Below are 23,358 nucleotides of genomic sequence, written 5' to 3'. Positions count from 1 at the left end.
CGATGTACTTCCAGGACGGGCCCGAGTTCAAGCTCCAGGAAAACGCGACCGCGAACGTGCTCGCCCGGTACGACAACGACCTGCCCGCCGCGCTGGTCACGCCGTACGGCGCGGGCCGGGTGGGCGTGGTCGGGCCGCATCCGGAGGCTGACCAGAGCTGGTACGACTCGGCCGGGCTGGCCAACCCTGACGGCGTCCGGCCCGATCTGGGGTACGACCTGGTGGAAACCACCCTGCACAGCTGAGCGGCGGGACCTACGGCGCCGGGGTCTCCCCCGCCGGCTTCTCGTGCCGGTGCCCGAGGTTCTTCACCTTCTCGACGACTTGGTGTGCCAGGTCTTCGACCTCGTACACCGTCTCCCAGGCGGCCACCTCGACCTCGTCGGCGGCGCGGGCGAGCCGGCTCTCCTGCTGGGCGGGCTGCTCGTCCGCCCGCGGGTCCTCGGCGGCTGCCGGGGTGTCGATGGGCACGGAACTCTCCTGACTGTCGGTGATCACCGCCAGCCTTCCGCACCGGCACCCCGCTGTCCACCCAGCCCTCGAGACCCGATCGAGCCGGCTTGACAAGGCATCGGGGGCATTGCCATCCTCAAGGAGAGGCCGAGAGGCGCTGCGACGGACTTCGTGTCCGCCACGCTCGGTCCGCGATTCGACACAAGGGCGCCTCCTGCGAGGGAGGTGCCTTTCTTGTTGTCCGATACCGCGTCGTCCACCACCGCCGCACACAGGGCCACGGAGATCGTGCCGGGTCCGGTGTAGCCGGTCCCCCTCGTCGCACCCCCGTCTTCCGGCCACCCGCCGGCGGACGTTGTTCTTGTCCTGCCAGAAGATCAGGAGTTGAGAGGCAAAAATGAGCGCGAAACTGCAGAAGGTCAACGGCGTCGAGTTCGCGGTAGCGGACCTGTCGCTGGCCGAAGCCGGCCGGGCCCAGCTGCGGCTGGCCGAGCACGAGATGCCCGGCCTGATGTCGATCCGCAAGGAGTTCGCCGCCGCGCAGCCGCTGAAGGGCGCCCGGGTCGCCGGGTCGCTGCACATGACGGTGCAGACCGCGGTGCTCATCGAGACGCTGGTCGCACTGGGCGCCGACGTGCGCTGGGTGTCCTGCAACATCTTCTCCACCCAGGACGAGGCCGCCGCCGCGGTCGTGGTCGGCGACGGCACCGCCGAGCAGCCGACCGGCACCCCGGTGTTCGCCTGGAAGGGCGAGACCCTGGAGGAGTACTGGTGGTGCACCGAGCAGCTGTTCGACTTCGGTGACGGCAAGACCCCGAACATGATCCTCGACGACGGCGGCGACGCCACGATGCTGATCCACAAGGGCGTCGAGTTCGAGGCCACCGGCGTCGTCCCGCAGCCGACCGAGGAGGACCCGGACGAGTACCGGATCGTCCTGGCCACCCTGACCGCCAGCCTGGCGAAGGACAAGGCCCGGTTCACCACCATCGCCAAGGAGATCCGCGGGGTCACCGAGGAGACCACCAACGGCGTCAAGCGACTCTACAAGCTGGCCAACGAGGGTGAGCTGCTCTTCCCGGCGATCAACGTCAACGACGCGGTCACCAAGTCCAAGTTCGACAACAAGTACGGCATCCGCCACTCGCTGATCGACGGCATCAACCGCGGCACCGACGTCCTCGTCGGCGGCAAGGTCGCGGTCGTCTGCGGTTACGGCGACGTCGGCAAGGGCGCTGTCGAGTCCCTGCGCGGCCAGGGCGCCCGTGTGGTCGTCACCGAGATCGACCCGATCTGCGCGCTGCAGGCGGCGATGGACGGGCTCGACGTCGTCGAGCTCGACGACGTCGTCTCCCGCGGTGACATCTTCATCACCACCACCGGCAACTTCGACATCATCATGGCCGATCAGATGGCCAAGATGAAGCACAACGCGATCGTCGGCAACGTGGGTCACTTCGACAACGAGATCGACATGGCCGGGCTGGCGAAGATCCCGGGCATCGAGAAGATCGAGATCAAGCCGCAGGTGCACGAGTGGAAGTTCCCCGACGGCCACTCGATCATCGTGCTGTCCGAGGGGCGGCTGCTCAACCTGGGCAACGCGACCGGGCACCCGAGCTTCGTGATGTCGAACTCGTTCACCAACCAGACGATCGCCCAGATCGAGCTGTTCACCAAGCCGGGTGAGTACAAGAACGAGGTGTACGTGCTGCCCAAGCACCTCGACGAGAAGGTGGCGCGGCTGCACCTCGACGCACTCGGAGTGAAGCTGACCAAGCTCACCAAGAAGCAGGCCGAGTACATCGGCGTCGACGTGGACGGTCCGTACAAGCTGGACCACTACCGCTACTGATCGACCCCCGTCACTGAGGGCCGTCTTCACCGCGCGAGGCGGGGAAGACGGCCCTCAGTGCGTCACCACTGGCGCCCGCCACTCCGGGCGGCCCGGCGTCCTTTCCGGACGGTACTGGTCCGAATGCCGGGAATCCTGCTCCGAATGTCCCCGTTTCCGCTTCGGAAAACGGGGAACCCTCCACGTAGCACCACACCGGCCCCGCCCCCGGGCCGGCAACCTACGAAGGAGAACGGATTCCCGTGATCATCCTCGGCGTTATCCTCCTGGTCATCGGCTTCATCGCCAGCATCCCCGTCCTGTGGACGATCGGCATCGCGCTGGTCGTCATCGGTGCCGTTCTCGCGCTGGTCGGCACCACCGGCCGCAAGCTCGGCGGCCGCGCGCACTGGTACTGAGCCGCTCCGGCGATCAACAGCAGTCGCCGATCAGCAGCAGTGCTCGCCACGCCACGCGTCGCGGCCTTCCCTGGCCGCGACGAAGGCGATGGTGAGCGCCACCACGGGATCGGCCCACGACCAGCCGAGCAGACTGTTGAGCACCAGCCCGACGAGCAGCACGCCGGACAGGTAGGTGCACAACAAGATCTGCCGGGAATCCGCCACCGCAGTGAGATCGCGGTCGCCGCGATGCCGATGGTTGAGCGCGCGGCGTTCCCGCGCCGCCGGGTCCCGGCCGGAGAACCGCCGCGCGTCCGCCGCGGCGGACGCGACCTCGATCAGCGAATCGAGACCGAACCCGATCAACGCGGCCGACGAGGCGTGCGTCCCCGCCACCAGCGCCACCGCGGCTTCCACCAGGTTTGTACGTGATCGTCGCGGCGACCAGGAGCCGCACGCGGCGGACCAGCAGCCCCCGCCGCGCACCGGTCACCCCGGCCGGGCAGCAGCCGTCCGCGCACGCCTCGGTCATGCCCTGTCCTCCGGTGCGCAGTAGTCACCGGGCTCGACCGCGAGAACCACCTTGGCCAACTCCTGCGACGCCTTCGCGAGGTGGGCGTCGGCGAGCGCGTACCGCACTTGGCGGCCTTCGTGGGTCACGGCGACCAGGCCGCATCCGCGCAGGCAGGACAGGTGGTTCGGCACGTTGGACCGGCTCAGCCCGAGCTCCTCGGCGAGCTTGCCCGGATAGCAGACGTCGTCCAGCAACGCGACCAGGATGCGGCAGCGCGTCGGATCGGCCAGCGCCCGGCCGATCCGGGCCAGCGCCGATTCCCGGGTCTCACAAGTCAGCATGCACGGACCTATACAGCCAACGCTGACATATCAGCGCGACGCCCGGAGGAGCGAACATGACGTGGACGGTGCCGACGCTGGGAGTCGAGGAGGAGTTCTTCGTGGTGGACGACCTCGGCCGGTTGTCGGGACAGGGCGCCGCACTCGCCGGGGAGGCCGACGAACACGACGGGTCGGTCCAGCAGGAGCTCAACCGGTGCCAGGTCGAATCGGCGACCGGAATCTGCCGCACGGCCGGCGAAGTCCTTACCCAGCTTAGAGAACTGCGTCAAGGACTGGCCGTCGCGGCGGCCCGTCGCGGTACGCGGATCCTGCCGAGCGGCACCCCGGTGGTGGCCGAGGACGGCCCGGCCACGGTCACGCCCCACCCCCGGTACGAGCGCATGGCGAAGCATTTCGGCGCCACCCTGCGCGGCGTCACCACCTGCGGCTGTCACGTGCATGTGGCGATACCGGACCGGGAGCGGGGTGTGCAGGTCATCGACCAGGTCCGGCCGTGGCTCCCGGCCCTGCTGGCGCTGACGGCCAACTCACCGCTCGACACCGGGTACCGGACGGGCTACCACAGCTGGCGGCACCTGCAGTGGATCCGCTGGCCGACCGCCGGTGCTCCCCCGCGCTTCGGCTCGCTGGACCGGTACGAGGAGCTCGTGGACGAGCTGCTCCGCACCGGCGCCGCGCTGGACCGCGCGATGGTCTACTGGGACGTCCGCCTCTCCGACGACCTGCCGACCGTGGAGTTCCGGGTGAGCGACGTCGCGGCCACCCCCGAGGACGCCACCCTCCTGGCCGTACTGGTCCGCGCACTCGTCACCACCGCCCTCGATACGGCCGACGCGGGGACGAAACCGCCCGAACTGCCGTCCGAGGTCCTGCGCGCCCGGCTGTGGCAGGCGGCCCACGGCGGCCTCACCGGCGGGCTGGTCCACCCTGTCACCGGCGAACTGACCTCGGCGCGGGCCGTGGTGGGCGACCTGCTGGCCCGGCTGCGCCCGGCCCTGAGCGCTGCCGACGACCTCGATTTCGCCCTCGATCAGTGGGCCGCCCTGCGGGAACGCGGTGGCGGCGCCGCCCGGCAGCTGGCGGCGTTGGGCCGCCGCCGCCGCACCACCGACGTGGCCGACCTGCTCGCCGTGGTGCCGACGGCCGCGACCGTGCCGGAGCGGTGAACCGGGGGCGCGGGCCGGCCGAAGTTTCGCCGGTCCGCGCCACGGGTAGCTCACCGGTGCCAGGTATTCCCAGACCGAGGAGGCAGGTCGATGGCGCGGGTCATGATCGCCGGACTCAGCACGCCGGCCGACCGGGTACCCGGCGCGCTCACCCCGCGGCCGACCGTCCGATCAGGGCTCACCCGATCGACGATCGGCCCGACCGAGGAGAACCCATGACCGCCGCCCTCCCGCCGGAACCGCTCGGCGAACTGACCGAACCGGCCCACACCGACGGCGCGCCCGCCGTCGCCGACGGGCGCCGGGAAACACGGCTGCTGCTGGTGCTCGACCCGAGGGGATCGGGCAGGCACGACGAGCTCCCGGCGACCTGGCGGCCCTTCACCGCCGAACACCGCGTGGTCTGGTGCCGCATGCCCGCCGAAGACGCCATGGCCCAGGCGGAGCAGGCTTTCGCGGCCGAGACCGCGGACCGCCCGCCCGGCGACATCGTGGCCAGCGGGCCGTTCGCGGCCATCGCATTGGACCTCGCCGAGCAGCACTCGGCGTTGCTGCGTTCCGTGCTGCTGATCGACCCGGCGGCCGACGGCTTTCTCGCACGCGCCGACGACGCGCAGGTGGCCGATCAGGACTGGGAGGCCGACAACTCCGGGCGGCTGACCGATCTGCGCGAAGCCGGGATCGGGGTGAAGGTCGTCGCGCACAGCCCCGGCGGCGACCAGGACCGGGTGCCGGCGCCCTTGCCGCTCGGCCACCCGGACGTGGTCGCAGGCCTCACCGTGGCCTTCGACGAGCTGATCTGACCGCCCCTGAAGTGCGTCAGGTGCCGAACACCTGCATCTCGAACAGGGAGTAGCCGTACGTAGCGTCCGTGCCGTTGAGACCGGTGAGGTCGTCGGTCGCCCCGTTGCCCGTGGTCGTCGAGTAGATCGTGGTCCAGGCGGTGCCGTCGGGCGAGGTCTGGATCGTGTAGGCCTTGCCGTAGGCGGCTTCCCAGCCGAGTTTGACCCGGCTGACGTTCGCGGTGACGCCGAGGTCGACGCGCAGCACTGCGGGTCCGCGCCCTCCTTGCTCGACCAGCGGGTGCCGGTGAGGTCGCCGTCGAAGGCGGCGGCCGCCGGGTACGCCGCCGACTCGACCGAGGACGCCGTCGCCGGTTTGCCCCGGGAAAGCAGCACCGGCCCGCCACCAGGAACGGTCACGGTCAGGCCGAAGGCCGCCGAACGGGTGGTCGAACCGGCCGTCCCGGTCACCGTGAGAGTGGCGGAGCCGGGCGCCGCGGCCGCATCGGCCGAGAGTGTCATTGTAGAAGTTATTGTTGAAGTCGCGCCCGGGGTGACGGACGTGGGCTCGAACCGGACGTTCACCCCGGCCGGGAGGCCCGTAGCCGTCAACGAGACCGGCCGCGTCCCGCCCGCCGTGGTGGTCACCGTCGCCGAGGTGGACCCGCCCGCCGCGGCCGAACCCGAGCCCGGGGTCACCGCGACCGAGAAGTCACCGGTACCCGAAGCGGTGAACGCCCATTGGCTCGCGGTCCCCGAACAGCTTCCGGCGGTGACCGTGGTGCCGGAGGCGCGAACGCACCTCTGCCCCGTCTGGATGTCCGAGATCGTGCCGCTCGGGTTGATCGACCACTGCTGCGCCGGGCCGCCGGTGCAGGTCCGCAGGACCTCCGAACCGCCGGACATGCCCGCGCACAGGTTGTTGATCACCAGGAACGCGCCGTGGAAGGTGAAGCGCTGACTCGCGCCCCCGGCGCACGCGGCCGTCTTGAGCGCGGTGCCGACCGAGGAGCTGTTGCCTGGGTCGTCGAGGCACTGGCCGGTGGAGACGTTCCGGTACTGGCCGATCGTGGTGTTCGGCTGGGCACCGCCGTAACACGCGCCCGAGCCGGTGTCGAAGATCGACGTCGGGTCATGGGGCTCGCCGGAAGCCGGATCAACGACGACCGGTTCCATCGTCGGGGTGTTGTCGGCGTTGTAGTGGGTCAGCGCGTCCTCGCAGTCGATGGCGTTCATCGCGTTGCCGCCCTTGCCGCCGAGCCACAGATCGATGTGGCGCAGGCCGGGGCCGCCGTTGGGACCGTGGCCGCTCCAGTCCTCGCCGCACTCCTGGCAGCTGTCCTCCATGATGAAGTACTTCTTCACCCGCGGGACCCACACCTTGGTGCCCGCCTTCAGTTCCGTAGTCGACGTCGCGAACGTGATCGGGTCGGCGTAGGTGCCCTTCCCGCCCGCGGTGTCGTGGATCTTCGGGTACGAGATGTCCCGCCGGGCGGGGTGTTGTCGTACCAGCCGTAGAAGGTCAGGAAGGTCTGCTCCGGTTCTCGGGAACCGAAGGGCAAGAGTCGAGCCGGGCGGGGGCACCCGTCAAGGTTTGTTAGGAAAGTTGCCTAACAATCAACCCCATGGCCGACCGGGATGTCCCGCTCACGGGCACACCCCGCGACCCAGGGACGGCCGCCGCGTTCCCGGTACGTCGTCGGCGGCATGCCCACGCAGCTGACGAACCGGGAGCCGAAGGTGCCGACGCTGGCGTATCCGACGCGATGGCTGATCTCCGAAACGGTGAGCGAGGTCGACACGAGCAGCCGCTTCGCCTCGCGCAACCGCATGGCCGACAGGAAACGGCCCGGCGGGACGCCGGTGACCCGCTGGAACCCGCGGGAGAAGTGGAATTTGCTGTACATCGCGGCGCGCGCGAGGTCGTCCACGGTGATCGACTCACCGAGGTTCTCATGCATGACCTCGATCGCGCGGCCGACCGCCCGCTCGATACCGTCCCCCACCCAGGCCCCCAGATCGGAGAATGCCGGAACTACTGTTCGACCATTTCGGCACGACAATCAATTCAGGCGGAAAACGGAAAATCCGGTAAAGCGAGCGAACTCTATCATCGCGGTTTCTCGATTCACAAGAAGCATTCGGCCTAAACGGGAGCGCCCGCGCAAGATCAGCCAGCTGAGCAATCCAGAAGTTACCGCGGACCGCCGCGGGGGGTTAGTTTGAGCGCCTCACCCGGATCCGCTCGCCGGACGACCTGAGGGGCTGCCACCGATGACGACGTTCGACCTCACCCGGTCACCGCGGTGGCTCGCGCCGCTCAACACGAGACACCATCGCGCCGCGCTGAACGTCTTCATGGTCGTCGTCATCGCGCACTGGGCCGAGCACATCGCCCAGGCGGTGCAGATCTACGTGCTCGGCTGGAAGGTGCCCGACGCGCGTGGCCTGCTCGGCCTGCCGTTCCCGTGGCTGATCAAGTCCGAGTGGCTGCACTACGGCTACGCGCTGATCATGCTCGTGGTGCTTTGGGCGCTTCGCTACGGTTTCGCCGGGCGGTCCCGGCAGTGGTGGAACCTGGCGCTGGGAATCCAGTTCTGGCACCACATCGAGCACTTCCTGCTGCTGATCCAGGCGCAGAGCGGCTGGCGGCTCACCGGCGGCGGCGCGCCGAGCAGCATCATCCAGCTGTTCGTGCCCCGGGTGGAGCTCCACCTGTTCTACAACACCATCGTGACCATCCCGATGATCGTGGCGATGGTCCTGCACCGGCGGGCCTCGGCCGTCGAACAGGCGCTGACCGACTGCTCGTGCGGGGTCAAGCCCACGCCCGTGACGGTCTGAGCCGGACATGTCCGGCTCACGCGCGAACCGTCCGCTCACCCGGGTGGTGGCCCTGCTCGGCGTCCTCGCCTGCTGGCTGGGCTTCGCGGTGCTCACCGCGGCCCCGGCGTCGGCGCACGCCGAGATCCTCACCTCCACCCCGGTGGACGGCTCGCGGCTGACCACGATGCCCGCGCTGGTCACCCTGCGCCTGTCGGAAAACGTCGGCATCCAGCAGGGCTCGCTGCAGATCCTCGACCAGCGGGGTGAGCGGGTCGACGACGACCACGTGGTCCAGCCCGGCGCTGAAGCCGAGGTCATCGGCATCCGGGTGCGCCCGGGGCTCGGCGACGGCAGCTACCGGGTGAACTACGCGTTCGTCTCGGCGGATTCGCATCCGGTGCACGGCGGCTTCGCCTTCGTGGTCGGCACCGGCCCGCTGCTCAACTCCACCGGCGCGGTGTCCGGCTCCAGCGGCACCGACCCGCTCGTCGACGTCCTGTTCACCGGCTTCCGCTGGGCGTCGTTCGGCGGTGCCATGCTGATGGGCGGGCTGGTGTTCGCGCTGTTCTGCCGGACGGGCGCCAGGACCGATCCCCGCGCGCGGCGGCTCGTCCTCGTCGGCTGCGGGGTCTCGGCCGTCGCCGCGATCGCGGCACTGCTGCTGCAAGGGCCCTACGGCGCGGGCCGTGGCCTGGCCGAGGTGTTCTCCGGTCCCCTGCTGGCGACCACCCTCGGCGCGTCCTACGGCAAGCTGCTCGTGTTGCGCGCCGGCGTGGTGCTCGCGCTGGCCTGGCTGGCCAAGCGGCTGCTGGTGCCCACCGACGACCTGCCCGACCGGCTGCGTTCCCGGTACGAGAACGTCGCCGCGGTCGCCGGTTTCGTCACCCTGCTCACCTTTTCCGCCGCCGGGCACGCGATCACCGACTCGATCCCGTTCGTGTCGATCTCGGCGGACCTGTGTCATTTCGCCGCGCTGACGGTGTGGCTGGGCGGGCTGTCGCAGCTGTCGCTCTGCCTGTTCCGGCGACGCCCGGAAGCCGATCTCCAGCAGACACTGGCCCGGTTCTCGCCGCTCGCGGCCACCGCGGTGGGCGTGGTCTCGGTGAGCGGTGTCGTGCTGGGGCTGCTCGTGGTGCCGTCGATCTCGGCGCTGTGGACCTCGACCTACGGCGTGCTGCTGTGCCTCAAGCTGCTCGGGTTCGCCGCGCTGCTGGCGGTGGCCAACGCGAGCCGCAAGGCCGTGCTCCGCCGCACCGACACCCCGACGACGGAGGCCGCCGGTGCGGTGGGGACGCTCGCCACAGTGACACCCCGGGTGACACCCCGGATGACACCCCGGGTGACACCGCGCGTGCTGCGCCGGGCGGTCGCCACGGAACTCGCGATCTCGACCGTGGTGCTCCTGCTGGCCGCGATCCTGTCCTCGACCGCTCCCCCGGTCTGACCTGGGCTTGGCAAGCCGCGTGGCGGGACGGGAGACCTGCCACGCGGCCGGGCGTCAGCCGAGCGCTTCGGCGGCGAGGCGGGTGCCCTCGACGCGGGCGGCGATCTTGGCGAACGCGATGTCGCGCGAGGTCGAGGTGTCGTCGGCGAACGGCGAGAAGCCGCAGTCGTCACAGGTGCCGAGCCGGTCGAGCGGCAGGAATTCGGCGGCTTGCAGGACCCGGTCCCTGACCTCCTCGGCGGTCTCGACGCGCGGGTCGATCGGGTCGATGACCCCGACGAACACCCGCTGTTCCGGCAGCGAGTGCAGCCTGATGGTCTCGAGCGCCTTGCGCGGGTCGGGCTCGCTGGCCAGCTGCACGTAGAACCGGCCGGCGTGCAACCCGAACAGGGCGGGCAGCAGGCCCCCGTAGTCGACGTCGAGGCTGTGCACCGAGTCCTGGTCGCCACCGGGGCAGGTGTGCACCCCGATCCGCGCGCGCTCCTCGTCGGAGAACCGGTCGAGCACCTGGTTGTTCAGCTCCACGAACGAGTTCAGCAGCCCACCGGACGGGTCGAGCTTCAGCGACAACCGGCCCTCGGTGAAGTCGATCTGCACGCTGTCGGCCCCGGCGTCGAGACTCCGGCGGATGTCGGCTTCGGCCTCGTCGACGAGGTCGGCCACGAACTGCTCCCGCGAGTAGCCGTCGATCCCGTCCGCTGGGTAGATCAGTCCAACGGCCGAGGCCGCGATGACAGCCTGCTTGACCGGCACGGTCGCGAAGCGCTTCGCCTCGCGGAGGTATTCGTCGGCGTGGACCGCGTACCGGAACGGGCCGGCGGTGAGCCGCGGCAGCTGGCGGGTGTGCCCGTCCGCGAACGGGATGACCACGCCGTCCGGGGCCAGCGCGGTGAGCCCGGCCAGCGGGTAGGTGGCGAAACTCGGCTTGCCCTGCTCACCGTCGGTGATCACCGGCGAACCGGTCTCCTCGAACCTGCTGATCGTGTCCGCGAGCGCCTTCTGCCGCAGCTCGGTCAGCCCGTCGGTGTCGATCCGGCCGTCGGCTTGGGCCACCATGCCCTTGAGGAGGTAATCCGGACGGGGGATGCTGCCGATCGGTTCGGTCGGAATGGTCATGCGCTGATCCTCCTGCGTGGTTCCGCGGTCAGCGGTCCCGGCAGCAGGACACGACGGCAGCACCTGCCGGGATCGGTTCTGCCGTGGGCCGCGGTCGGTCACGCCCAGTATCTCGGCGGCCGCCGCGGGCACCCTCTTCGAAACTGCTCAGTTCCCGCCGCCGGGCCGTAGCTCACCGAAACCACTCGTTCGGACCGGCGAGCGTGCCAGACAGTGACCCGGCGAGCTCCGGCTCACGCTCGCGCAGCTGCGAGCGGAGACGGTTCAGCGGCAGCGGCCGGTCGGCCGACACGGTCACCGCGGCCGTCCCGCTGAGCCGGACGAACGGGTAGGTCTCCCCCAGCTCCTCCAGCCGGTCGAGCACGGTCCGCGCGGTGTTGTTGGCCTCCGCGCCCGAAACCGCGGGCTGCACGAGCAGGAACTCGTCCTTGCTGACCCGGACGGCCTGGTCGCAGGTGCGGATCTCGGCGTGCAGCGCGTCGGCGATGTTGATCTCGGTGTGCATGCTGACCTGACTGCCGAGCCGGGCCGCCAGCCACGGCAGCTCGGTGACGCGCAGCAGGGTCAGGCCCAGCGCCAGCGTGCCCGGCGCCGAGATCCCCAGCCAGCCCGGCAGGGAGCCCAAAGTGTGCAACCCGGTCCACGGATCCCGGCCGTAGCCCTTCTCCTGTGCGACCTCCTGGCGCAGCGTCGCGTAGCCGGACCGCTGCTCGACCAGCCTGCCGGCCAGATGCCGCAGCGCGGCCTCGGTACGCACCTCGACCTCGGTCGCGGCCGGGAGGACGACCGAGCGAAGGGTGCTGTCGATCGCCGCGCGCACCGGCGGCGGGAGCCGGTCGCCGAGCGCGTCGCGCAGGCGCACGATCTCGGCGTAGGACTCGTCGCGCCGGAAACCCCAGCGGCCGTCGAACAGCCGCGCCGCCTCCAGCGAAGTGACCTGGTCCTCGACCTCGGCGAGGTCCTGTGCGACCACGGAAGCCCCGAAGGTCGGGCTCAGCACGGCGACGGACCATTCGCTCGCGAGCTGCTCGTCGGCGCTCAGCAGCACCGGGGTGACCCCGGGCGGCAGATCCGGCCGCGACCGGTCGACCATGCCGACGACGGTCGCCTTGGCCCGCTGCGCGATGCGGGCGTAGACCTCGCGTTCGCGCTCGAAATAGGGCAGCCGCTGGAACATCGCGATCACGACGGCCTGCTCAAGTCCGACGTCGCTCAGCGCGGCGTGCTCGACCGCGTGCGAGGCGATGACCAGTGCCCGCTTCGTCAGCAGGCCCGCCCGGGCCGAAGCCCCCTTCTCCGCCACCACGAGATCTCCTGCCTGGACAGTCGTCGCCGTTTCCGAGCCAAGGCGCCGCTCGGAAAGGGCAGACTACGCAGGCGGGACCTGCCATCTCGATCGGGTGACACCGCTCAAAAAGCCGCTACCGAAGGTGACTCCGGTGCCTCCGTCCACAGGGGACAGGGCGGGCGGCGGGGCGGGAATGAGGTGGGCCCTCCGGCCTACGAGGGGGAGGGAAGCCGGAGGGCCCAGTCATAAGTAGCACATCCAGCAGACGGTGTACACAGTTGCATACGCTTTTGCTGCGCATTCAGCCGGTTTTCCCGCAGCAACGGACAAGTGCGAGCGAAAAAACGCACTCTAGGGCATTAGCCTGCGCGGGCAGTCGACTCGGAAAGGCCGTCGGGCCGGAAAAGTAGTCGACCCGAAAGGCAGTGACTTGACGGAGGCAGTCGGCTCAGGATGCCTGGCGGAGCAACTCAGCGGGCCGCTCCACGCAGTCACAGCCGCCGTCGACGGTGGCACAGTCGATGATCAGCCCGTGCCGGACGCGGTCGGTGTCCACACAGCCGTGGTCCGTGCACTCGGCGTACCCGCCGTCCGGGTGCACCACCAGGGTGCCGTGACAGTGATCGAGCCTGCTCGTGCAGAACGCGCAGTCCATCTTCAGGCCGCCTTCCGCGGTAGTAGTCACCTGATCCGCCGGGACCTTGGTACCACCGGGGAGCGCCAGAGTCTGGCATATGCGCGGCGTGTTGCTTCGCCGGGGCGGCAACCCCGCCACCGACCCCACCATGCCTCTCCCCCAGCCTCTCCCCAGCCTCTCCCCACCCACCCGAACGTGGAACTCGCCGCCCTGAGCGTGGGACTCGCGGCCCGTCGCGCGCGCAAGCCGGGACACTGCCCCTGAAGGCCACCTTCACGGCGTTTTACGCCGTGAAGGTGGCCTTCAGGGGCACTACGGAGCTGGTGCTGGGGTCAGGCGCTTTTGGGGGTGCGGCGGGCCACGGTGGGCTTTTTCGCGGCCTTGGGGGCGGCTGTGTCTTCGGCGGGCTTGCGGGCGGCCGGTTTGCGTGTGGTGGCGGGTTTGCGGGTCTTCTTGGCCGCGCTGACGCTGGCCTGCAGGGCCGCCATCAGATCCACCACGTCGGCCTTGGCGCCGGTCGGGCCGGGTTTGGCCGTCTCGCCGCCGCCCGCCTTGGTCTCGATCAGGGCTTCGAGCGCCTCGCGGTAGCTGTCGGAGTACTTCTCCGGCTCGAACACCGGCTCCGACAGCGAGTCGATCAGCGAGCCCGCCATCGTGACCTCCTGCGGGCGGACCTGCGGCGGGTCCTCGCGCAGGAAGGCGAAGTCCGGGACGCGGACCTCGTCCGGCCACAGCATGGTCGTCATCATCAGCACGTCGTTGTGCACCCGCAGCACCGCCAGCGCCTCGCGCTGCCGGATCGCGACCTTGGCGATCGCCACGTGACTCGCCTTGTGCAGGGCGTCGCGCAGCACCACGTACGGCTTGACCGCCGCCTTCTGCGGCTCGAGGTAGTACGTCTTGTCGAAGTTGATCGGGTCGATCGACTCCAGCGGGACGAACTCCAGCACGTCGATCGTGCGGGAACTCACCAGCGGCAGCTCGGCGAGGTCGGCGTCGGTGATCACCACCATCTCGCCACCGGGCAGCTCGTAGCCCTTCGCGATCTCGGCGTAGGGCACCTCGGTGCCGTCCACCGAGCAGAACCGCTTGTACTGGATGCGCCCGCCATCGGCCTCGTGCACCTGGCGCAGCGCCACGTTCTTGTTCTCCGTCGCGGCGTACAGCTGGATCGGGATGGTCACCAGCCCGAACGACACCGAGCCCTTCCACATCGCTCGCATCGTCTCGTCACCTCCGCGATCCCAGGCCGCACCTCACGCTCGGTAACAACCGTAACCCGAATCGCGCAAAGGCGACAGTCCCCGCCGGAGCGGGGACCCGATCTTCACCCTCGGTGATCTAGGCGGTGGCCAGGTACTTCTCCGCTTTGGCCTGGTCGAGGAACCAGTGCTGGAAGTCGGTCGGATCGGAGAAGCCGTTGACGAAACGCCGTGCCACCCGGGAATTCTCCCCCGCAGCGCCGATGATCTGCAGCACGTGTGGCGGCGGCGGCTGGAGCATCGCGTTGGTCCAGGTGGTGACGTGGCTGGCATACTCCCAATAGGTGTCGAACGCCGAGGTCATCCACGCCTCGTCGAACGGCTTGTCCCCGTGGGCCAGTATCGAGTCCAGATAGGACGCCGCGCACTTGCTCGCGTTGTTGGAGCCCTGCCCGGTGATGGGGTCGTTGGCGACGACCACGTCCGCCATCCCCAGCACCCGCCCGCCCGCCGGCAGCGTCCCGACCGGGTTGCGCACCACCGGCGTGTACCCACCGGCCAGGGTGGCCTTGTCGTCGGTGAGCTCGGCGTCGCGGCAGCGTTCGTACTCCCACGGCAGGTACTTCTTCGTCAGCTCGAGGATCCGGCCGAAGTGCTCCCGCGGGCCGGGCCGGTCGTCCCAGCAGTCCAGGGGGCCGCCGGGGACGCCCTCGAAGAACAGGATGTCGCAGTTCCCGCTGAGCGTGTACGCGGGGATCATGAACAGCTCACCGACGCCGGGGACGATGTTGAACCGCACGCCCGCCTGGTCCGGGTGCTCGGGCCGCCGCCGGACGCCGTGCGCGTAAGCCAGCGAAAGCACGCGCTGCGGCGCGGTGTACGGCGACAGCTCGGGGATCCGGTCGAACAGCCCGACCAGCTCACCCTTGCCCGCCGCGACCACCACCAGGTCGTACAGCTTCGCGAGCGCGTCGAGGTCCGAGGTCGCGACGCCGTGGATCACCAGCTTGCCGCCGCGCTCCTCCACCAGTTCCAGCCAGCGCGCCATCTTCACCCGCTGGTCCACCGACTGCGCGTAACCGTCCAGCTCACCGAACCAGTCCAGCGCGCGGCTCCCGTCGGGGGCGGCGACCGACACGCCGAGCCCCTCGACCCTGACAGTCTCGTCCTCCCACAGGTTCAGCCTGTGCTGACGCTCGTGTTCCAGGGCGGGCGGGAACATGCACTGGGTCGACATCACCCGGCCCGACCGGATCTCGTCCGGGGTGCGGGCCGACATCACGGTGACGTCGTAGTCGTGGTCGAGCAGGCTCAGCGCGAGCTGCAGGCCGGACTGCCCGGCGCCGACGATCAAAACCTTGCGCATGCTTGACGTACCTCCCAGAGCTAAGGGCGACAGTGACGGGGTTCAGCGAGCGGTGGCGAACTCTCGTCCGGGGCCGGACACGACCGCGAGCGAAAGCGTGTGGGTCACCAGTTCGCGCAGGGTCGCGACCGCGGACGCCGGTTCGCGGGCGTCGCAGGTCACCAGCGGGACTTCCGGGCTCAGCGCCAGCGCGTCACGCACCTCCGCGAGGTCGTGGCGGTACTGCCCCTCGAACTGGTTCACCGCGACGATGAACGGCAGGTCCGAATCGTTCTCGAAGTAGTTGATCGCGGCGAACGACTGGTCGATCCGGCTGGTGTCGACCAGCACGACGGCGCCGAGCGCTCCCCGCGAGAGGTCGTCCCAGAGGAACCAGAACCGCGCCTGCCCCGGCGTGCCGAACAGGTACAGCAGCAGGTCCCGCTGCAACGTCAGCCTGCCGAAGTCCATGGCCACCGTGGTGGTCGACTTCGAACCGGAGTGCGGGACGTCATCCTCCACGCCCTCGCCCGCCTCGGTCATCCAGGCTTCGTTGCTGAGCGGCGGGACCTCCGAGACGGAACTGACGAAGGTGGTCTTGCCGACGCCGAACCCGCCGGCGATGACGATCTTCGCCGAGATCGTCAGCAGATCCGCGTCAGACGGGGAGCCGCTTGAGTCCATCGAGGATCCTCTCGAGCATGGTCGAGTCGTGGTGGTAGGCGTGGGCGGTCGGGTGGACGAACACCGCGCCCTGCGACGCGAGGTCACTGATCAGGACGCGCACCACGCCCAGCGGCAGGTCCAGCCCCACCGAGAGCTCGGCGATCGACATCCGGACGCGCGCCCGCTCGTAGAGCTGCCGCGATTCCGGCATCAGCGCGTCGCTCAGCGACGGGTCGTAACGCGGCACCGAGATGAGCGTCTCGACCAGCAGCTGGTGTCGCGCGGCGGTCCGCCCGCCGGTGAGCGCGTAGGGCCGGATCCGCCTGCTGCGCCTTCTGATCGGCCGCTCGGGGACGTCGTCGGCCGCTTCGCCGGAGGAGTCGCTGGACACGGGTATCACTTCCTCGACGGTCAGGCCCGCGGGCGGCGGGCGGTCAGCACGCGCCGGAGACCGGCCCGCACCTCGGGGGTCAGCGCGTGTCCGGCGTTGGTGATGAACTGGGTCATCTCGTAGGCGACGACCTTCATGTCGCTGCCGGGCTCGGTGAGCACGGCCAGACCCGCCCCGGAACCGATGCCCATGAACAGGAAGTACCCGCGGGTGAGCCGGATGATGATCTGTTCACAGGCGCCTTTGCCGAACAGAGTGGCGCTGTTGCCCGCCAGGCTGAGCAGTCCGCTCGCGATCGCCGCGAGCTGCTCGGCGTCCTCGGTGCTGACCGAGTCCGACGAGGTGAGCGGGAACCCGTCCACGGACATGATCAGCGCGTGGCTGACACCGTGCACCTTGCGCACGAAGTCGTCGAGCAGCCAGGTGAAACCGGCGGGATCGCTGTGCTGGGCGGCCGTCACTGCGGGGTTCCTCCGTCGGCTCGGTCCGTCTCGCCGGCGGCGTCACGGCTCTGGTCGTCCAGTGCCGCCTGTTCGCCGTCGGAGAAGGCGTCGAGGTCGGCCAGCAGCCGGTCGTGGCCGCCGTTGACCTCGGCTTGAGGCGGGGGCTCGGATTCGGCCTGGACGGGCCGGATGCTGCGGGACAGCCGCCGCGGCAGCCCGCTCGGCGTGCTGCCGTCGGTGTCCGGAACCGACGGGCGCGGGCGGGGAGTGGGTTTCGGGGTGACGGGCGCGCTCGGCGCTGACGGCACGAACGCTCCGGCGGTGCGCCGGGGCAGACCGGGACCAGCGTTGTCGGCGGAGACGTCGTGCACCGCGACTTGCCCGTTGGGCGCTACCGGAGCGAACGCCTTGGCCTGCGGGAGGACGACTGTCTGGCTTCCCGACCAGTTGCGCTCGGCCAGCTCGGAGACGATGCCGGCCGGCAGCAGCACCACGGCGATCGTGCCGTGCGGGGTGCGCCGGTCCAGCCGGACGGTGATGCCGTGCCGGTGCGCGAGCCTGCCCACCACGGCGAGCCCCATGTGACGCACCGCGTCGTCGTCGAGGATCGGTGCGGCGGCGAGGCGGCGGTTCAGCTCGTCGATCCGGGCGGGCGGCAGGCCGATGCCCTCGTCCTCGATCCGGATCAGCACGCTGCCCTGCTCGGTGAGGTGGGCGCTGAAGCTGACCGCCGAGTTCGGCGAGGACTGGTTGGCCGCGTTGTCGAGGAGCTCGGCGAGCAGTCTGCCGAGGTCCTCGGCGGCGAACCCGACCACGCCCAGCGAAACGACCCGGCCGATGGTGACCCTGGAGTAGTGGTCGATCGAGGACATCGCGGCGCGCGTCACGTCGAGCACCGAGGAGGTGTCCGCGGCGTCGTCGGCGGTGTCGCGCCCGGCGAGCACGCGCAGGTTTTCGGCGTTGCGCCGCAGGCGGGTCGCGAGGTGGTCGAGGCGGTAGAGCTGGGTGAGCCGCTCGGCGTTGTCCTCGTTCGCTTCCATCTCTTCCAGCTGGGCCAGCAGCTGGTCGACGAGGTTGAGGTCGCGCAGCGACACGCTGGAGCAGATACCGGCCAGCACGCCCTCCCCGGTCACGGGTGCGGGAACGGCTTCCGGTTCCGGCGGGAACGAACCGTCGGCGACATGCTTGGGCGGCGCGACCAGGAACTGCGCCGCGGCGACCCGGGACCGGTCCAAGAGAACCCGCGAGCGATCCAGCAACCCTCGAGCCCGCGTCGCCATGGTGCCCTCTTTCTTTCCTTCGCGTGCCGGACGGATCGCGCTGCCCGAAGCTGGCGACAACGACGGCCATGCAAGCAGAGTCACCCTTGCAGTGTCCACATCCGGTCGGCGCTCGTGAGCGCCGCGTGACACCGGCCGCGAGCCCTCGTGCCAGGTGAGCGCAGCGGACTGGTCCATTTGGAGCAATTTCGATTCAGCCGTGCCCGTTGACCGGAATTTCACCTCGCGGTGCGCGACCTTGACCGGGATTCACCAAGCAAACTCTTGCCGAAATTCAGGACAAAGAGGACTTTGCGCCCGAATCAAACCAGGCGTGACCACCAGGAAACCCGAATGCGAACCCGCGGGTCCCAAGCGTAAACTTTGTTTCCGGGTCCCCCGGCGTGCGATGCTCTGCAGAAATTGTGCGTAGCGCGAAATAATTTGCGAGCCCCGCAACTTGCTGGCTACAGTGAATCCATGAGCACCGATGGGGCGTCCAGGACGAGCGCGCCGGAACTGAGCCTGCGGGAAAGCAAGAAGCGGGCCGCGCGGCACGCGCTGAGCTGGGCCGCGCTGCGCCTCGCGAGCGAGCACGGGTTCGACAACCTCCGCGTCGAGGACATCGCCACCGAGGTCGGCGTCTCCGCCCGCACGTTCAACAACTACTTCTCCAGCAAGGAGGAGGCTGTCTGCTCGTTCAACGTCGAACGGCAGGAACGGCTCCGGGAAGCGTTGCTCGCCAGGCCGTCGCGGGAACCACTGTGGACAGCCGTGATCAACGCGGTGTCCGACCAGCACACCGCCGACGGCCAGGCGCCGAGGGAGTTCATCGACCGGTTCCGGATCCTGATGCAGCATCCGGCCCTGCACGGTGAGTTCCTCAAGTCGCACGCCCGGATGGAGGTCATCCTGGCCGACGCCATCGCGGAGCGGGTCGGGATCGACGCCGACGACACCGACGGCCGCCTCAGCGCCCGGCTGATGGCGGGCCTGGTCGGCAACGCGACCAGGGTCGCGATGATCCACTGGTTCCAGAACGAGGACGAGGAGTCGCTCCTCCCGATCCTGCGCAGGCTGCTGACGGAAGTCTCCGAGGGGCTCCCGTCGCTCACCACCCGGCCCGGCCGTCTCTCGGGCGAACGCGCCCGAGTCACCGCTCCGGCACCGTGAACCACCCCGAACTCCACGAACCACCACCACTGGGGGAGAAGAAGTAGTGCTGATCCGATTACTGCGCACCTATCTGCGCCCTTACCGCAACACACTGAGCCTGGTCGTGCTGCTGCAGCTCGTCCAGACGCTCGCCGGGCTCTACCTGCCCACCCTCAACGCCGACATCGTCGACAACGGCCTCGTCAAGGGCGACACCGGCTACATCGTGCGCATCGGCGGCTTCATGCTGCTGGGCACGCTGGTGCAGATCGTCTGCTCGGTCGGCGCCGTCTACTTCGGCGCCCGCACCGCGATGGCGCTCGGCCGTGACCTGCGCGGCGCCGTCTTCCACCAGGTGCAGGACTTCTCGTCGCGCGAGGTCGGCCACTTCGGCACGCCGTCGCTGATCACCCGCACCACCAACGACGTCCAGCAGGTACAGATGCTGGCGCTGATGACCTTCACGCTGATGGTGTCGGCCCCGATCATGTGCGTCGGCGGCATCATCCTGGCGCTCGGCCAGGACGTGCCGCTGTCGTCGCTGCTGCTGGTCGTGGTGCCGGTGCTGGCCGTCTCGGTGGGCATCATCATCTCGAAGATGCGCCCGGCGTTCCGGCTCATGCAGGTCCGCATCGACAAGATCAACCAGGTGCTGCGCGAGCAGATCATGGGTATCCGCGTGATCCGCGCGTTCGTCAAGGACGCCCACGAGCGCGAGCGGTTCGGGCAGGCCAACGACGAGCTGCTGACCGTGTCCCTGCGCGTCGGCAGGCTGATGGCGCTGATGTTCCCGATCGTCATGCTGGTGATGAACGTGTCCAGCGTCGCCGTGCTGTGGTTCGGCAGCCAGCGGATCGACAGCGGTAACATGCAGATCGGCGCGCTGACCGCGTTCCTGGCCTATCTGATGCAGATCCTGATGGCGGTCATGATGGCCACCTTCATGTTCATGATGGTGCCGCGCGCCGAGGTCAGCGCCGAGCGCATCAGTGAGGTGCTCGACACCGAATCGAGCGTCAAGCTGCCGGAGAACCCGGTGCGGCCGGGCGCGGTGCACGGCACCCTGGAACTGTCCGAAGTGGAGTTCCGCTTCCCCGGCGCCGAGAAGCCGGTGCTCCACGGCATCAACCTGCTGGCCAGGCCCGGTGAGACCACCGCGGTCATCGGCAGCACCGGCAGCGGCAAGACCACCCTGCTCAACCTGATCCCCCGGCTGATGGACGCCACGGACGGCTCGGTGCGGGTCGACGGGGTGGACGTGCGGCAGCTCGACTCGACGGTCCTGTCCGACGCGGTCGGCCTGGTACCGCAGAAGCCGTACCTGTTCGCGGGCACGGTGGCGAGCAACCTGCGCTACGGCAAGCCCGACGCGTCCGACCAGGAACTCTGGCACGCGCTGGAGGTCGCGCAGGGCAAGGACTTCGTCGAGCGGATGCCGGAGCGGCTCGACGCGCCGATCGCCCAGGGCGGCACGAACATCTCGGGCGGGCAGCGCCAGCGGCTCGCGATCGCGCGGATGCTGGTCAGCAAGCCGGAGGTCTACCTGTTCGACGATTCGTTCTCCGCGCTGGACTACGCCACCGACGCGGCCCTGCGCCGGGCGCTGGCGAAGGAGACCGCCGAGGCGACCGTCGTCATCGTCGCCCAGCGGGTCAGCACGATCCGCACCGCCGACCGCATCGTGGTGCTGGACGAAGGCCGCGTCGTCGGCACCGGCACGCACACCGAACTCATGGACGGCAACGAAACCTACCGGGAGATCGTGCTGTCCCAGCTGACCGAGAAGGAGGCGGCGTGAGCAGCCCCAAGAACTCGACCGTGATCGCCGGTGAGCGCCCGGTCCCGGCTCGTGGCCCCGGGCCGGGCGGCCCGCCCGCGCGGGGACCCGCGGCCATGATGGGCGGCGGACCCGTCGAGAAGGCGCTCGACTTCAAGGGCTCGCTCGGCAGGCTGCTGCGGCTGCTCCGACCACAGCAGCTCGCGCTGATCGGCGTGCTGGTGCTCGGCGCGGCCAGCGTGGCACTGACCGTGATCGGGCCGAAGATCCTCGGCAAGGCGACCGACCTCATCTTCGCCGGGGTGGCCGGCCACCAGCTCCCGGTGGGCGCGACCAAGGAGGCGGTGGTCGCCGGGCTGCGCGCCCAGGGCAACACCACCCTCGCCGACATGTACTCCGCGATGGACCTCGTGCCCGGCCGCGGGATCGACTTCGGCGGCGTCGGCCAGGTGCTGCTGCTGGTCCTCGCGCTGTACGTCATCGCGTCGTTCTTCTCGCTCATCCAGGCAAGGCTGACGACGAACCTGGTGCAGCAGGCGGTGTTCGAGCTGCGCGAGCAGGTGGAGGCGAAGTTCGCCAAGCTGCCGCTGAGGTACTTCGACCGCCAGCCGCGCGGTGAGGTGCTCAGCCGCGTCACCAACGACATCGACAACCTCGCGCAGTCGCTGCAGCAGACGTTGCAGCAGATCGTCACCTCGCTGCTCACGGTCGTCGGCGTGCTGGTGATGATGTTCGTGATCTCGCCGCTGCTGGGGCTGATCGCGCTGCTGTCGGTGCCCGCCTCGGTGCTGATCGCGGCGAAGATCGGCAAGAAGGCCCAGCCGCAGTTCATCAAGCAGTGGTCGACCACCGGGCGGCTCAACGCGCACATCGAGGAGATGTACACCGGCCACTCGCTGGTCAAGGTCTTCGGCAGGCGCAAGGAGGCCGAGCAGGTCTTCGCCGAGCACAACGAGACGCTGTACGCGGCCAGTTTCAAGGCGCAGTTCATCTCCGGGATGATCCAGCCGGCGATGATGTTCATCGGCAACATCAGCTATGTGCTGGTCGCGGTCATCGGCGCGCTGCGGGTGGCGTCCGGTTCGCTGTCGCTGGGCGACGTCCAGGCGTTCATCCAGTACTCGCGGCAGTTCAGCCAGCCGGTCACGCAGATCGCCAGCATGGCGAACCTGCTGCAGTCCGGGGTGGCCTCGGCCGAGCGGGTGTTCGCGCTGCTCGACGCCGACGAGCAGGAGCCGGAGCCCGCCGATCCCCCGCGAGTGACGCAGGCACGCGGCGAGGTGGAGTTCCACGACGTGTCGTTCCGCTACGTCGAGGAGACCCCGCTCATCGCGGATCTGTCGCTGAGCGTCCAGCCCGGCCAGACGGTGGCCATCGTCGGCCCGACCGGGGCGGGCAAGACCACGCTGGTCAACCTGCTCATGCGGTTCTACGAGCTCGACGGCGGCCGGATCACCCTCGACGGCGTGGACATCGCCAAGATGGACCGCGAGGACCTGCGCTCGAAGACCGGCATGGTCCTGCAGGACGCGTGGCTGTTCGGCGGCACGATCGCGGAGAACATCGCGTACGGCTCGGCCGGGGCGACGCAGGAGGAGATCGTCGCGGCGGCCAGGGCCACCCACGTGGATCGCTTCGTGCGAACGCTGCCGGACGGGTACGACACGGTGATCGACGACGAGGGCGGCACGGTCAGCACCGGCGAGAAGCAGCTGATCACGGTGGCCAGGGCGTTCCTGGCCAAGCCCGCGATCCTGATCCTCGACGAGGCGACCAGCTCGGTCGACACCCGGACCGAGGTGCTGATCCAGAAGGCGATGAACTCGCTGCGCCAGGGCCGGACCAGCTTCGTCATCGCGCACCGGCTGTCCACCATCCGCGACGCCGACGTCATCCTGGTGATGGAGTCCGGCCGGATCGTCGAACAGGGCAACCACGAGGCGCTGCTGCTCAGTGGGGGCGCGTACTCGAGGCTGTACGCGGCGCAGTTCGCCGACGCGCTCGCCGAGACGGACTAGGACATGTCTGGTAAATCTGTTCGATGGGCTTCGTGATCCAGGTGGTTCCTGGCGGTGCGGCGGGATCGCCCTCGTACCGGGCCGTACTCGGGCGCATCCCGCCGCGTCGTCAGGGGCCGCCTGGGCGCGAAGACCGCGAACTTGACTTGCCAGGCACGGACTAGTACTATAGGGCTAGATCTCTAGCATCTGGAGGCGGAGGCGTCGTCTGAAGTGGCTTCTTCGTGCGTCTGCCTGGTGTCCGCGTCGCCAGGCAGACGCACGGAGGCCCTGGTCGATGACGTGATCGTCTTTGTC

General features: G+C 69.5%; 23 protein-coding genes and 4 pseudogenes. 12 read left to right on the top strand and 15 right to left on the bottom strand.

Features of this window, described 5'->3' with window-relative positions:
- Nucleotides 1–245: pseudogene (locus QMK34_RS40355) on the top strand (BPL-N domain-containing protein); the annotation flags it as partial.
- Between the two features lie 10 nt (nucleotides 246–255).
- Here QMK34_RS40355 and QMK34_RS40350 read toward each other — a convergent pair.
- Nucleotides 256–471 (bottom strand): hypothetical protein, encoded by a 216-nt coding sequence (locus tag QMK34_RS40350; protein ID WP_326420081.1) that lies wholly within the window; start codon nucleotides 469–471, stop codon nucleotides 256–258.
- A 379-nt stretch (nucleotides 472–850) separates the two neighbouring features.
- On the opposite strand from QMK34_RS40350, the gene ahcY reads away from it, so the two are divergent.
- Nucleotides 851–2,308: an adenosylhomocysteinase gene (gene ahcY, locus QMK34_RS40345; RefSeq protein WP_326420080.1), complete on the top strand. Its 1,458-nt coding sequence runs from the start codon at nucleotides 851–853 to the stop codon at nucleotides 2,306–2,308.
- Nucleotides 2,309–2,550: 242 nt separating this feature from the next.
- Nucleotides 2,551–2,706, top strand: coding sequence for a hypothetical protein (locus tag QMK34_RS40340; protein ID WP_326420079.1), 156 nt, complete (start codon nucleotides 2,551–2,553; stop codon nucleotides 2,704–2,706).
- A gap of 30 nt (nucleotides 2,707–2,736) precedes the next feature.
- On the opposite strand, the pseudogene QMK34_RS40335 reads toward QMK34_RS40340, so the two are convergent.
- Nucleotides 2,737–3,220, bottom strand: a pseudogene (locus QMK34_RS40335) (cobalt transporter).
- Nucleotides 3,217–3,543, bottom strand: a complete 327-nt coding sequence (gene cmtR, locus QMK34_RS40330; protein ID WP_326420078.1) for a Cd(II)/Pb(II)-sensing metalloregulatory transcriptional regulator CmtR — start codon at nucleotides 3,541–3,543, stop codon at nucleotides 3,217–3,219. Before cmtR ends, QMK34_RS40335 begins: the two are co-directional and overlap by 4 nt.
- Before the next feature lie 56 nt (nucleotides 3,544–3,599).
- Here cmtR and QMK34_RS40325 point away from each other — a divergent pair, with 56 nt between their 5' ends.
- The 3 genes from QMK34_RS40325 to QMK34_RS40315 all read left to right on the top strand — a co-directional run bounded on the left by QMK34_RS40325 (nucleotide 3,600) and on the right by QMK34_RS40315 (nucleotide 5,515).
- On the top strand, nucleotides 3,600–4,712 hold the full coding sequence (locus tag QMK34_RS40325) for a carboxylate-amine ligase (RefSeq protein WP_326420077.1): 1,113 nt from the start codon (nucleotides 3,600–3,602) through the stop codon (nucleotides 4,710–4,712).
- Between the two features lie 90 nt (nucleotides 4,713–4,802).
- Complete coding sequence (locus tag QMK34_RS40320) at nucleotides 4,803–4,931, top strand: hypothetical protein (RefSeq protein WP_326420076.1); 129 nt, start codon at nucleotides 4,803–4,805, stop codon at nucleotides 4,929–4,931.
- A complete protein-coding gene (locus tag QMK34_RS40315; RefSeq protein WP_326420075.1) occupies nucleotides 4,928–5,515 on the top strand; it encodes a hypothetical protein in 588 nt (195 codons plus the stop codon). The genes QMK34_RS40320 and QMK34_RS40315 overlap by 4 nt, the downstream gene beginning before the upstream one ends.
- Nucleotides 5,516–5,531: 16 nt before the next feature.
- On the opposite strand, the gene QMK34_RS40310 is transcribed toward QMK34_RS40315, so the two are convergent.
- A complete protein-coding gene (locus QMK34_RS40310; RefSeq protein ID WP_326420074.1) occupies nucleotides 5,532–5,762 on the bottom strand; it encodes a discoidin domain-containing protein in 231 nt (76 codons plus the stop codon).
- A gap of 533 nt (nucleotides 5,763–6,295) precedes the next feature.
- Nucleotides 6,296–6,670, bottom strand: a pseudogene (locus QMK34_RS40305) (ricin-type beta-trefoil lectin domain protein); the annotation flags it as partial.
- Nucleotides 6,671–6,764: 94 nt separating this feature from the next.
- Between QMK34_RS40305 and QMK34_RS40300 the strand changes: the two are divergent.
- Nucleotides 6,765–6,932, top strand: a complete 168-nt coding sequence (locus QMK34_RS40300) for a hypothetical protein (protein WP_326420073.1) — start codon at nucleotides 6,765–6,767, stop codon at nucleotides 6,930–6,932.
- A gap of 238 nt (nucleotides 6,933–7,170) precedes the next feature.
- Here the strand turns inward: QMK34_RS40300 and QMK34_RS40295 are convergent.
- A pseudogene (locus tag QMK34_RS40295) lies at nucleotides 7,171–7,455 on the bottom strand (helix-turn-helix domain-containing protein); the annotation flags it as partial.
- A gap of 313 nt (nucleotides 7,456–7,768) precedes the next feature.
- On the opposite strand from QMK34_RS40295, the gene QMK34_RS40290 reads away from it, so the two are divergent.
- Both QMK34_RS40290 and QMK34_RS40285 read left to right on the top strand, forming a co-directional pair.
- A complete protein-coding gene (locus QMK34_RS40290) occupies nucleotides 7,769–8,338 on the top strand; it encodes a hypothetical protein (protein WP_326420072.1) in 570 nt (189 codons plus the stop codon).
- A 7-nt stretch (nucleotides 8,339–8,345) separates the two neighbouring features.
- Nucleotides 8,346–9,764 (top strand): copper resistance CopC/CopD family protein, encoded by a 1,419-nt coding sequence (locus QMK34_RS40285; protein WP_326420071.1) that lies wholly within the window; start codon nucleotides 8,346–8,348, stop codon nucleotides 9,762–9,764.
- Nucleotides 9,765–9,818: 54 nt separating this feature from the next.
- On the opposite strand, the gene QMK34_RS40280 is transcribed toward QMK34_RS40285, so the two are convergent.
- From QMK34_RS40280 to QMK34_RS40240, 9 genes are all read right to left on the bottom strand, one after another.
- Complete coding sequence (locus tag QMK34_RS40280) at nucleotides 9,819–10,880, bottom strand: cobalamin-independent methionine synthase II family protein (protein ID WP_326420070.1); 1,062 nt, start codon at nucleotides 10,878–10,880, stop codon at nucleotides 9,819–9,821.
- A gap of 172 nt (nucleotides 10,881–11,052) precedes the next feature.
- Complete coding sequence (locus QMK34_RS40275; protein WP_326420069.1) at nucleotides 11,053–12,186, bottom strand: DICT sensory domain-containing protein; 1,134 nt, start codon at nucleotides 12,184–12,186, stop codon at nucleotides 11,053–11,055.
- A 430-nt stretch (nucleotides 12,187–12,616) separates the two neighbouring features.
- Nucleotides 12,617–12,823, bottom strand: coding sequence for a hypothetical protein (locus QMK34_RS40270; RefSeq protein ID WP_326420083.1), 207 nt, complete (start codon nucleotides 12,821–12,823; stop codon nucleotides 12,617–12,619).
- A 314-nt stretch (nucleotides 12,824–13,137) separates the two neighbouring features.
- Nucleotides 13,138–14,028, bottom strand: coding sequence for a non-homologous end joining protein Ku (gene ku / locus QMK34_RS40265; RefSeq protein ID WP_326420068.1), 891 nt, complete (start codon nucleotides 14,026–14,028; stop codon nucleotides 13,138–13,140).
- A 118-nt stretch (nucleotides 14,029–14,146) separates the two neighbouring features.
- Nucleotides 14,147–15,373, bottom strand: coding sequence for a styrene monooxygenase/indole monooxygenase family protein (locus QMK34_RS40260; protein WP_326420067.1), 1,227 nt, complete (start codon nucleotides 15,371–15,373; stop codon nucleotides 14,147–14,149).
- A gap of 42 nt (nucleotides 15,374–15,415) precedes the next feature.
- The gene (locus tag QMK34_RS40255; protein ID WP_326420066.1) at nucleotides 15,416–16,036 is read right to left on the bottom strand and encodes a GTP-binding protein; all 621 of its coding nucleotides are present in this window, start codon (nucleotides 16,034–16,036) and stop codon (nucleotides 15,416–15,418) included.
- On the bottom strand, nucleotides 16,011–16,415 hold the full coding sequence (locus QMK34_RS40250) for a DUF742 domain-containing protein (protein WP_442785325.1): 405 nt from the start codon (nucleotides 16,413–16,415) through the stop codon (nucleotides 16,011–16,013). The genes QMK34_RS40255 and QMK34_RS40250 overlap by 26 nt, the downstream gene beginning before the upstream one ends.
- A 14-nt stretch (nucleotides 16,416–16,429) precedes the next feature.
- Entirely contained in the window at nucleotides 16,430–16,870 is a 441-nt protein-coding gene (locus tag QMK34_RS40245; protein ID WP_326420064.1) for a roadblock/LC7 domain-containing protein, read from the bottom strand.
- Nucleotides 16,867–18,132 (bottom strand): sensor histidine kinase, encoded by a 1,266-nt coding sequence (locus QMK34_RS40240; RefSeq protein WP_326420063.1) that lies wholly within the window; start codon nucleotides 18,130–18,132, stop codon nucleotides 16,867–16,869. Before QMK34_RS40240 ends, QMK34_RS40245 begins: the two co-directional genes overlap by 4 nt.
- A 459-nt stretch (nucleotides 18,133–18,591) precedes the next feature.
- Here QMK34_RS40240 and QMK34_RS40235 point away from each other — a divergent pair, with 459 nt between their 5' ends.
- The 3 genes from QMK34_RS40235 to QMK34_RS40225 all read left to right on the top strand — a co-directional run bounded on the left by QMK34_RS40235 (nucleotide 18,592) and on the right by QMK34_RS40225 (nucleotide 23,061).
- A complete protein-coding gene (locus QMK34_RS40235; protein WP_326420062.1) occupies nucleotides 18,592–19,284 on the top strand; it encodes an acyl-CoA-like ligand-binding transcription factor in 693 nt (230 codons plus the stop codon).
- A 46-nt stretch (nucleotides 19,285–19,330) separates the two neighbouring features.
- Complete coding sequence (locus tag QMK34_RS40230) at nucleotides 19,331–21,064, top strand: ABC transporter ATP-binding protein (RefSeq protein WP_326420061.1); 1,734 nt, start codon at nucleotides 19,331–19,333, stop codon at nucleotides 21,062–21,064.
- Between the two features lie 98 nt (nucleotides 21,065–21,162).
- Nucleotides 21,163–23,061, top strand: coding sequence for an ABC transporter ATP-binding protein (locus QMK34_RS40225; RefSeq protein ID WP_326420082.1), 1,899 nt, complete (start codon nucleotides 21,163–21,165; stop codon nucleotides 23,059–23,061).
- Nucleotides 23,062–23,358 lie beyond the last annotated feature (297 nt).

This window comes from Amycolatopsis sp. H20-H5, assembly GCF_035828755.1.
GTDB lineage: Bacteria > Actinomycetota > Actinomycetes > Mycobacteriales > Pseudonocardiaceae > Amycolatopsis.
This window is presented reverse-complemented; position numbering and strand designations above follow the sequence as displayed.

Excerpts from the sequence above, each read along its gene's own strand:
- ahcY (WP_326420080.1), top strand. The coding sequence starts at position 851 with ATGAGCGCGAAACTGCAGAAGGTCAACGGCGTCGAGTTCGCGGTAGCG.
- cmtR (WP_326420078.1), bottom strand. The coding sequence starts at position 3,543 with ATGCTGACTTGTGAGACCCGGGAATCGGCGCTGGCCCGGATCGGCCGG.
- QMK34_RS40325 (WP_326420077.1), top strand. The coding sequence starts at position 3,600 with ATGACGTGGACGGTGCCGACGCTGGGAGTCGAGGAGGAGTTCTTCGTG.
- QMK34_RS40320 (WP_326420076.1), top strand. The coding sequence starts at position 4,803 with ATGGCGCGGGTCATGATCGCCGGACTCAGCACGCCGGCCGACCGGGTA.
- QMK34_RS40315 (WP_326420075.1), top strand. The coding sequence starts at position 4,928 with ATGACCGCCGCCCTCCCGCCGGAACCGCTCGGCGAACTGACCGAACCG.
- QMK34_RS40300 (WP_326420073.1), top strand. The coding sequence starts at position 6,765 with ATGTGGCGCAGGCCGGGGCCGCCGTTGGGACCGTGGCCGCTCCAGTCC.
- QMK34_RS40290 (WP_326420072.1), top strand. The coding sequence starts at position 7,769 with ATGACGACGTTCGACCTCACCCGGTCACCGCGGTGGCTCGCGCCGCTC.
- QMK34_RS40285 (WP_326420071.1), top strand. The coding sequence starts at position 8,346 with ATGTCCGGCTCACGCGCGAACCGTCCGCTCACCCGGGTGGTGGCCCTG.
- QMK34_RS40280 (WP_326420070.1), bottom strand. The coding sequence starts at position 10,880 with ATGACCATTCCGACCGAACCGATCGGCAGCATCCCCCGTCCGGATTAC.
- QMK34_RS40270 (WP_326420083.1), bottom strand. The coding sequence starts at position 12,823 with ATGGACTGCGCGTTCTGCACGAGCAGGCTCGATCACTGTCACGGCACC.
- ku (WP_326420068.1), bottom strand. The coding sequence starts at position 14,028 with ATGCGAGCGATGTGGAAGGGCTCGGTGTCGTTCGGGCTGGTGACCATC.
- QMK34_RS40260 (WP_326420067.1), bottom strand. The coding sequence starts at position 15,373 with ATGCGCAAGGTTTTGATCGTCGGCGCCGGGCAGTCCGGCCTGCAGCTC.
- QMK34_RS40255 (WP_326420066.1), bottom strand. The coding sequence starts at position 16,036 with ATGGACTCAAGCGGCTCCCCGTCTGACGCGGATCTGCTGACGATCTCG.
- QMK34_RS40240 (WP_326420063.1), bottom strand. The coding sequence starts at position 18,132 with ATGGCGACGCGGGCTCGAGGGTTGCTGGATCGCTCGCGGGTTCTCTTG.
- QMK34_RS40235 (WP_326420062.1), top strand. The coding sequence starts at position 18,592 with ATGAGCACCGATGGGGCGTCCAGGACGAGCGCGCCGGAACTGAGCCTG.
- QMK34_RS40225 (WP_326420082.1), top strand. The coding sequence starts at position 21,163 with ATGGGCGGCGGACCCGTCGAGAAGGCGCTCGACTTCAAGGGCTCGCTC.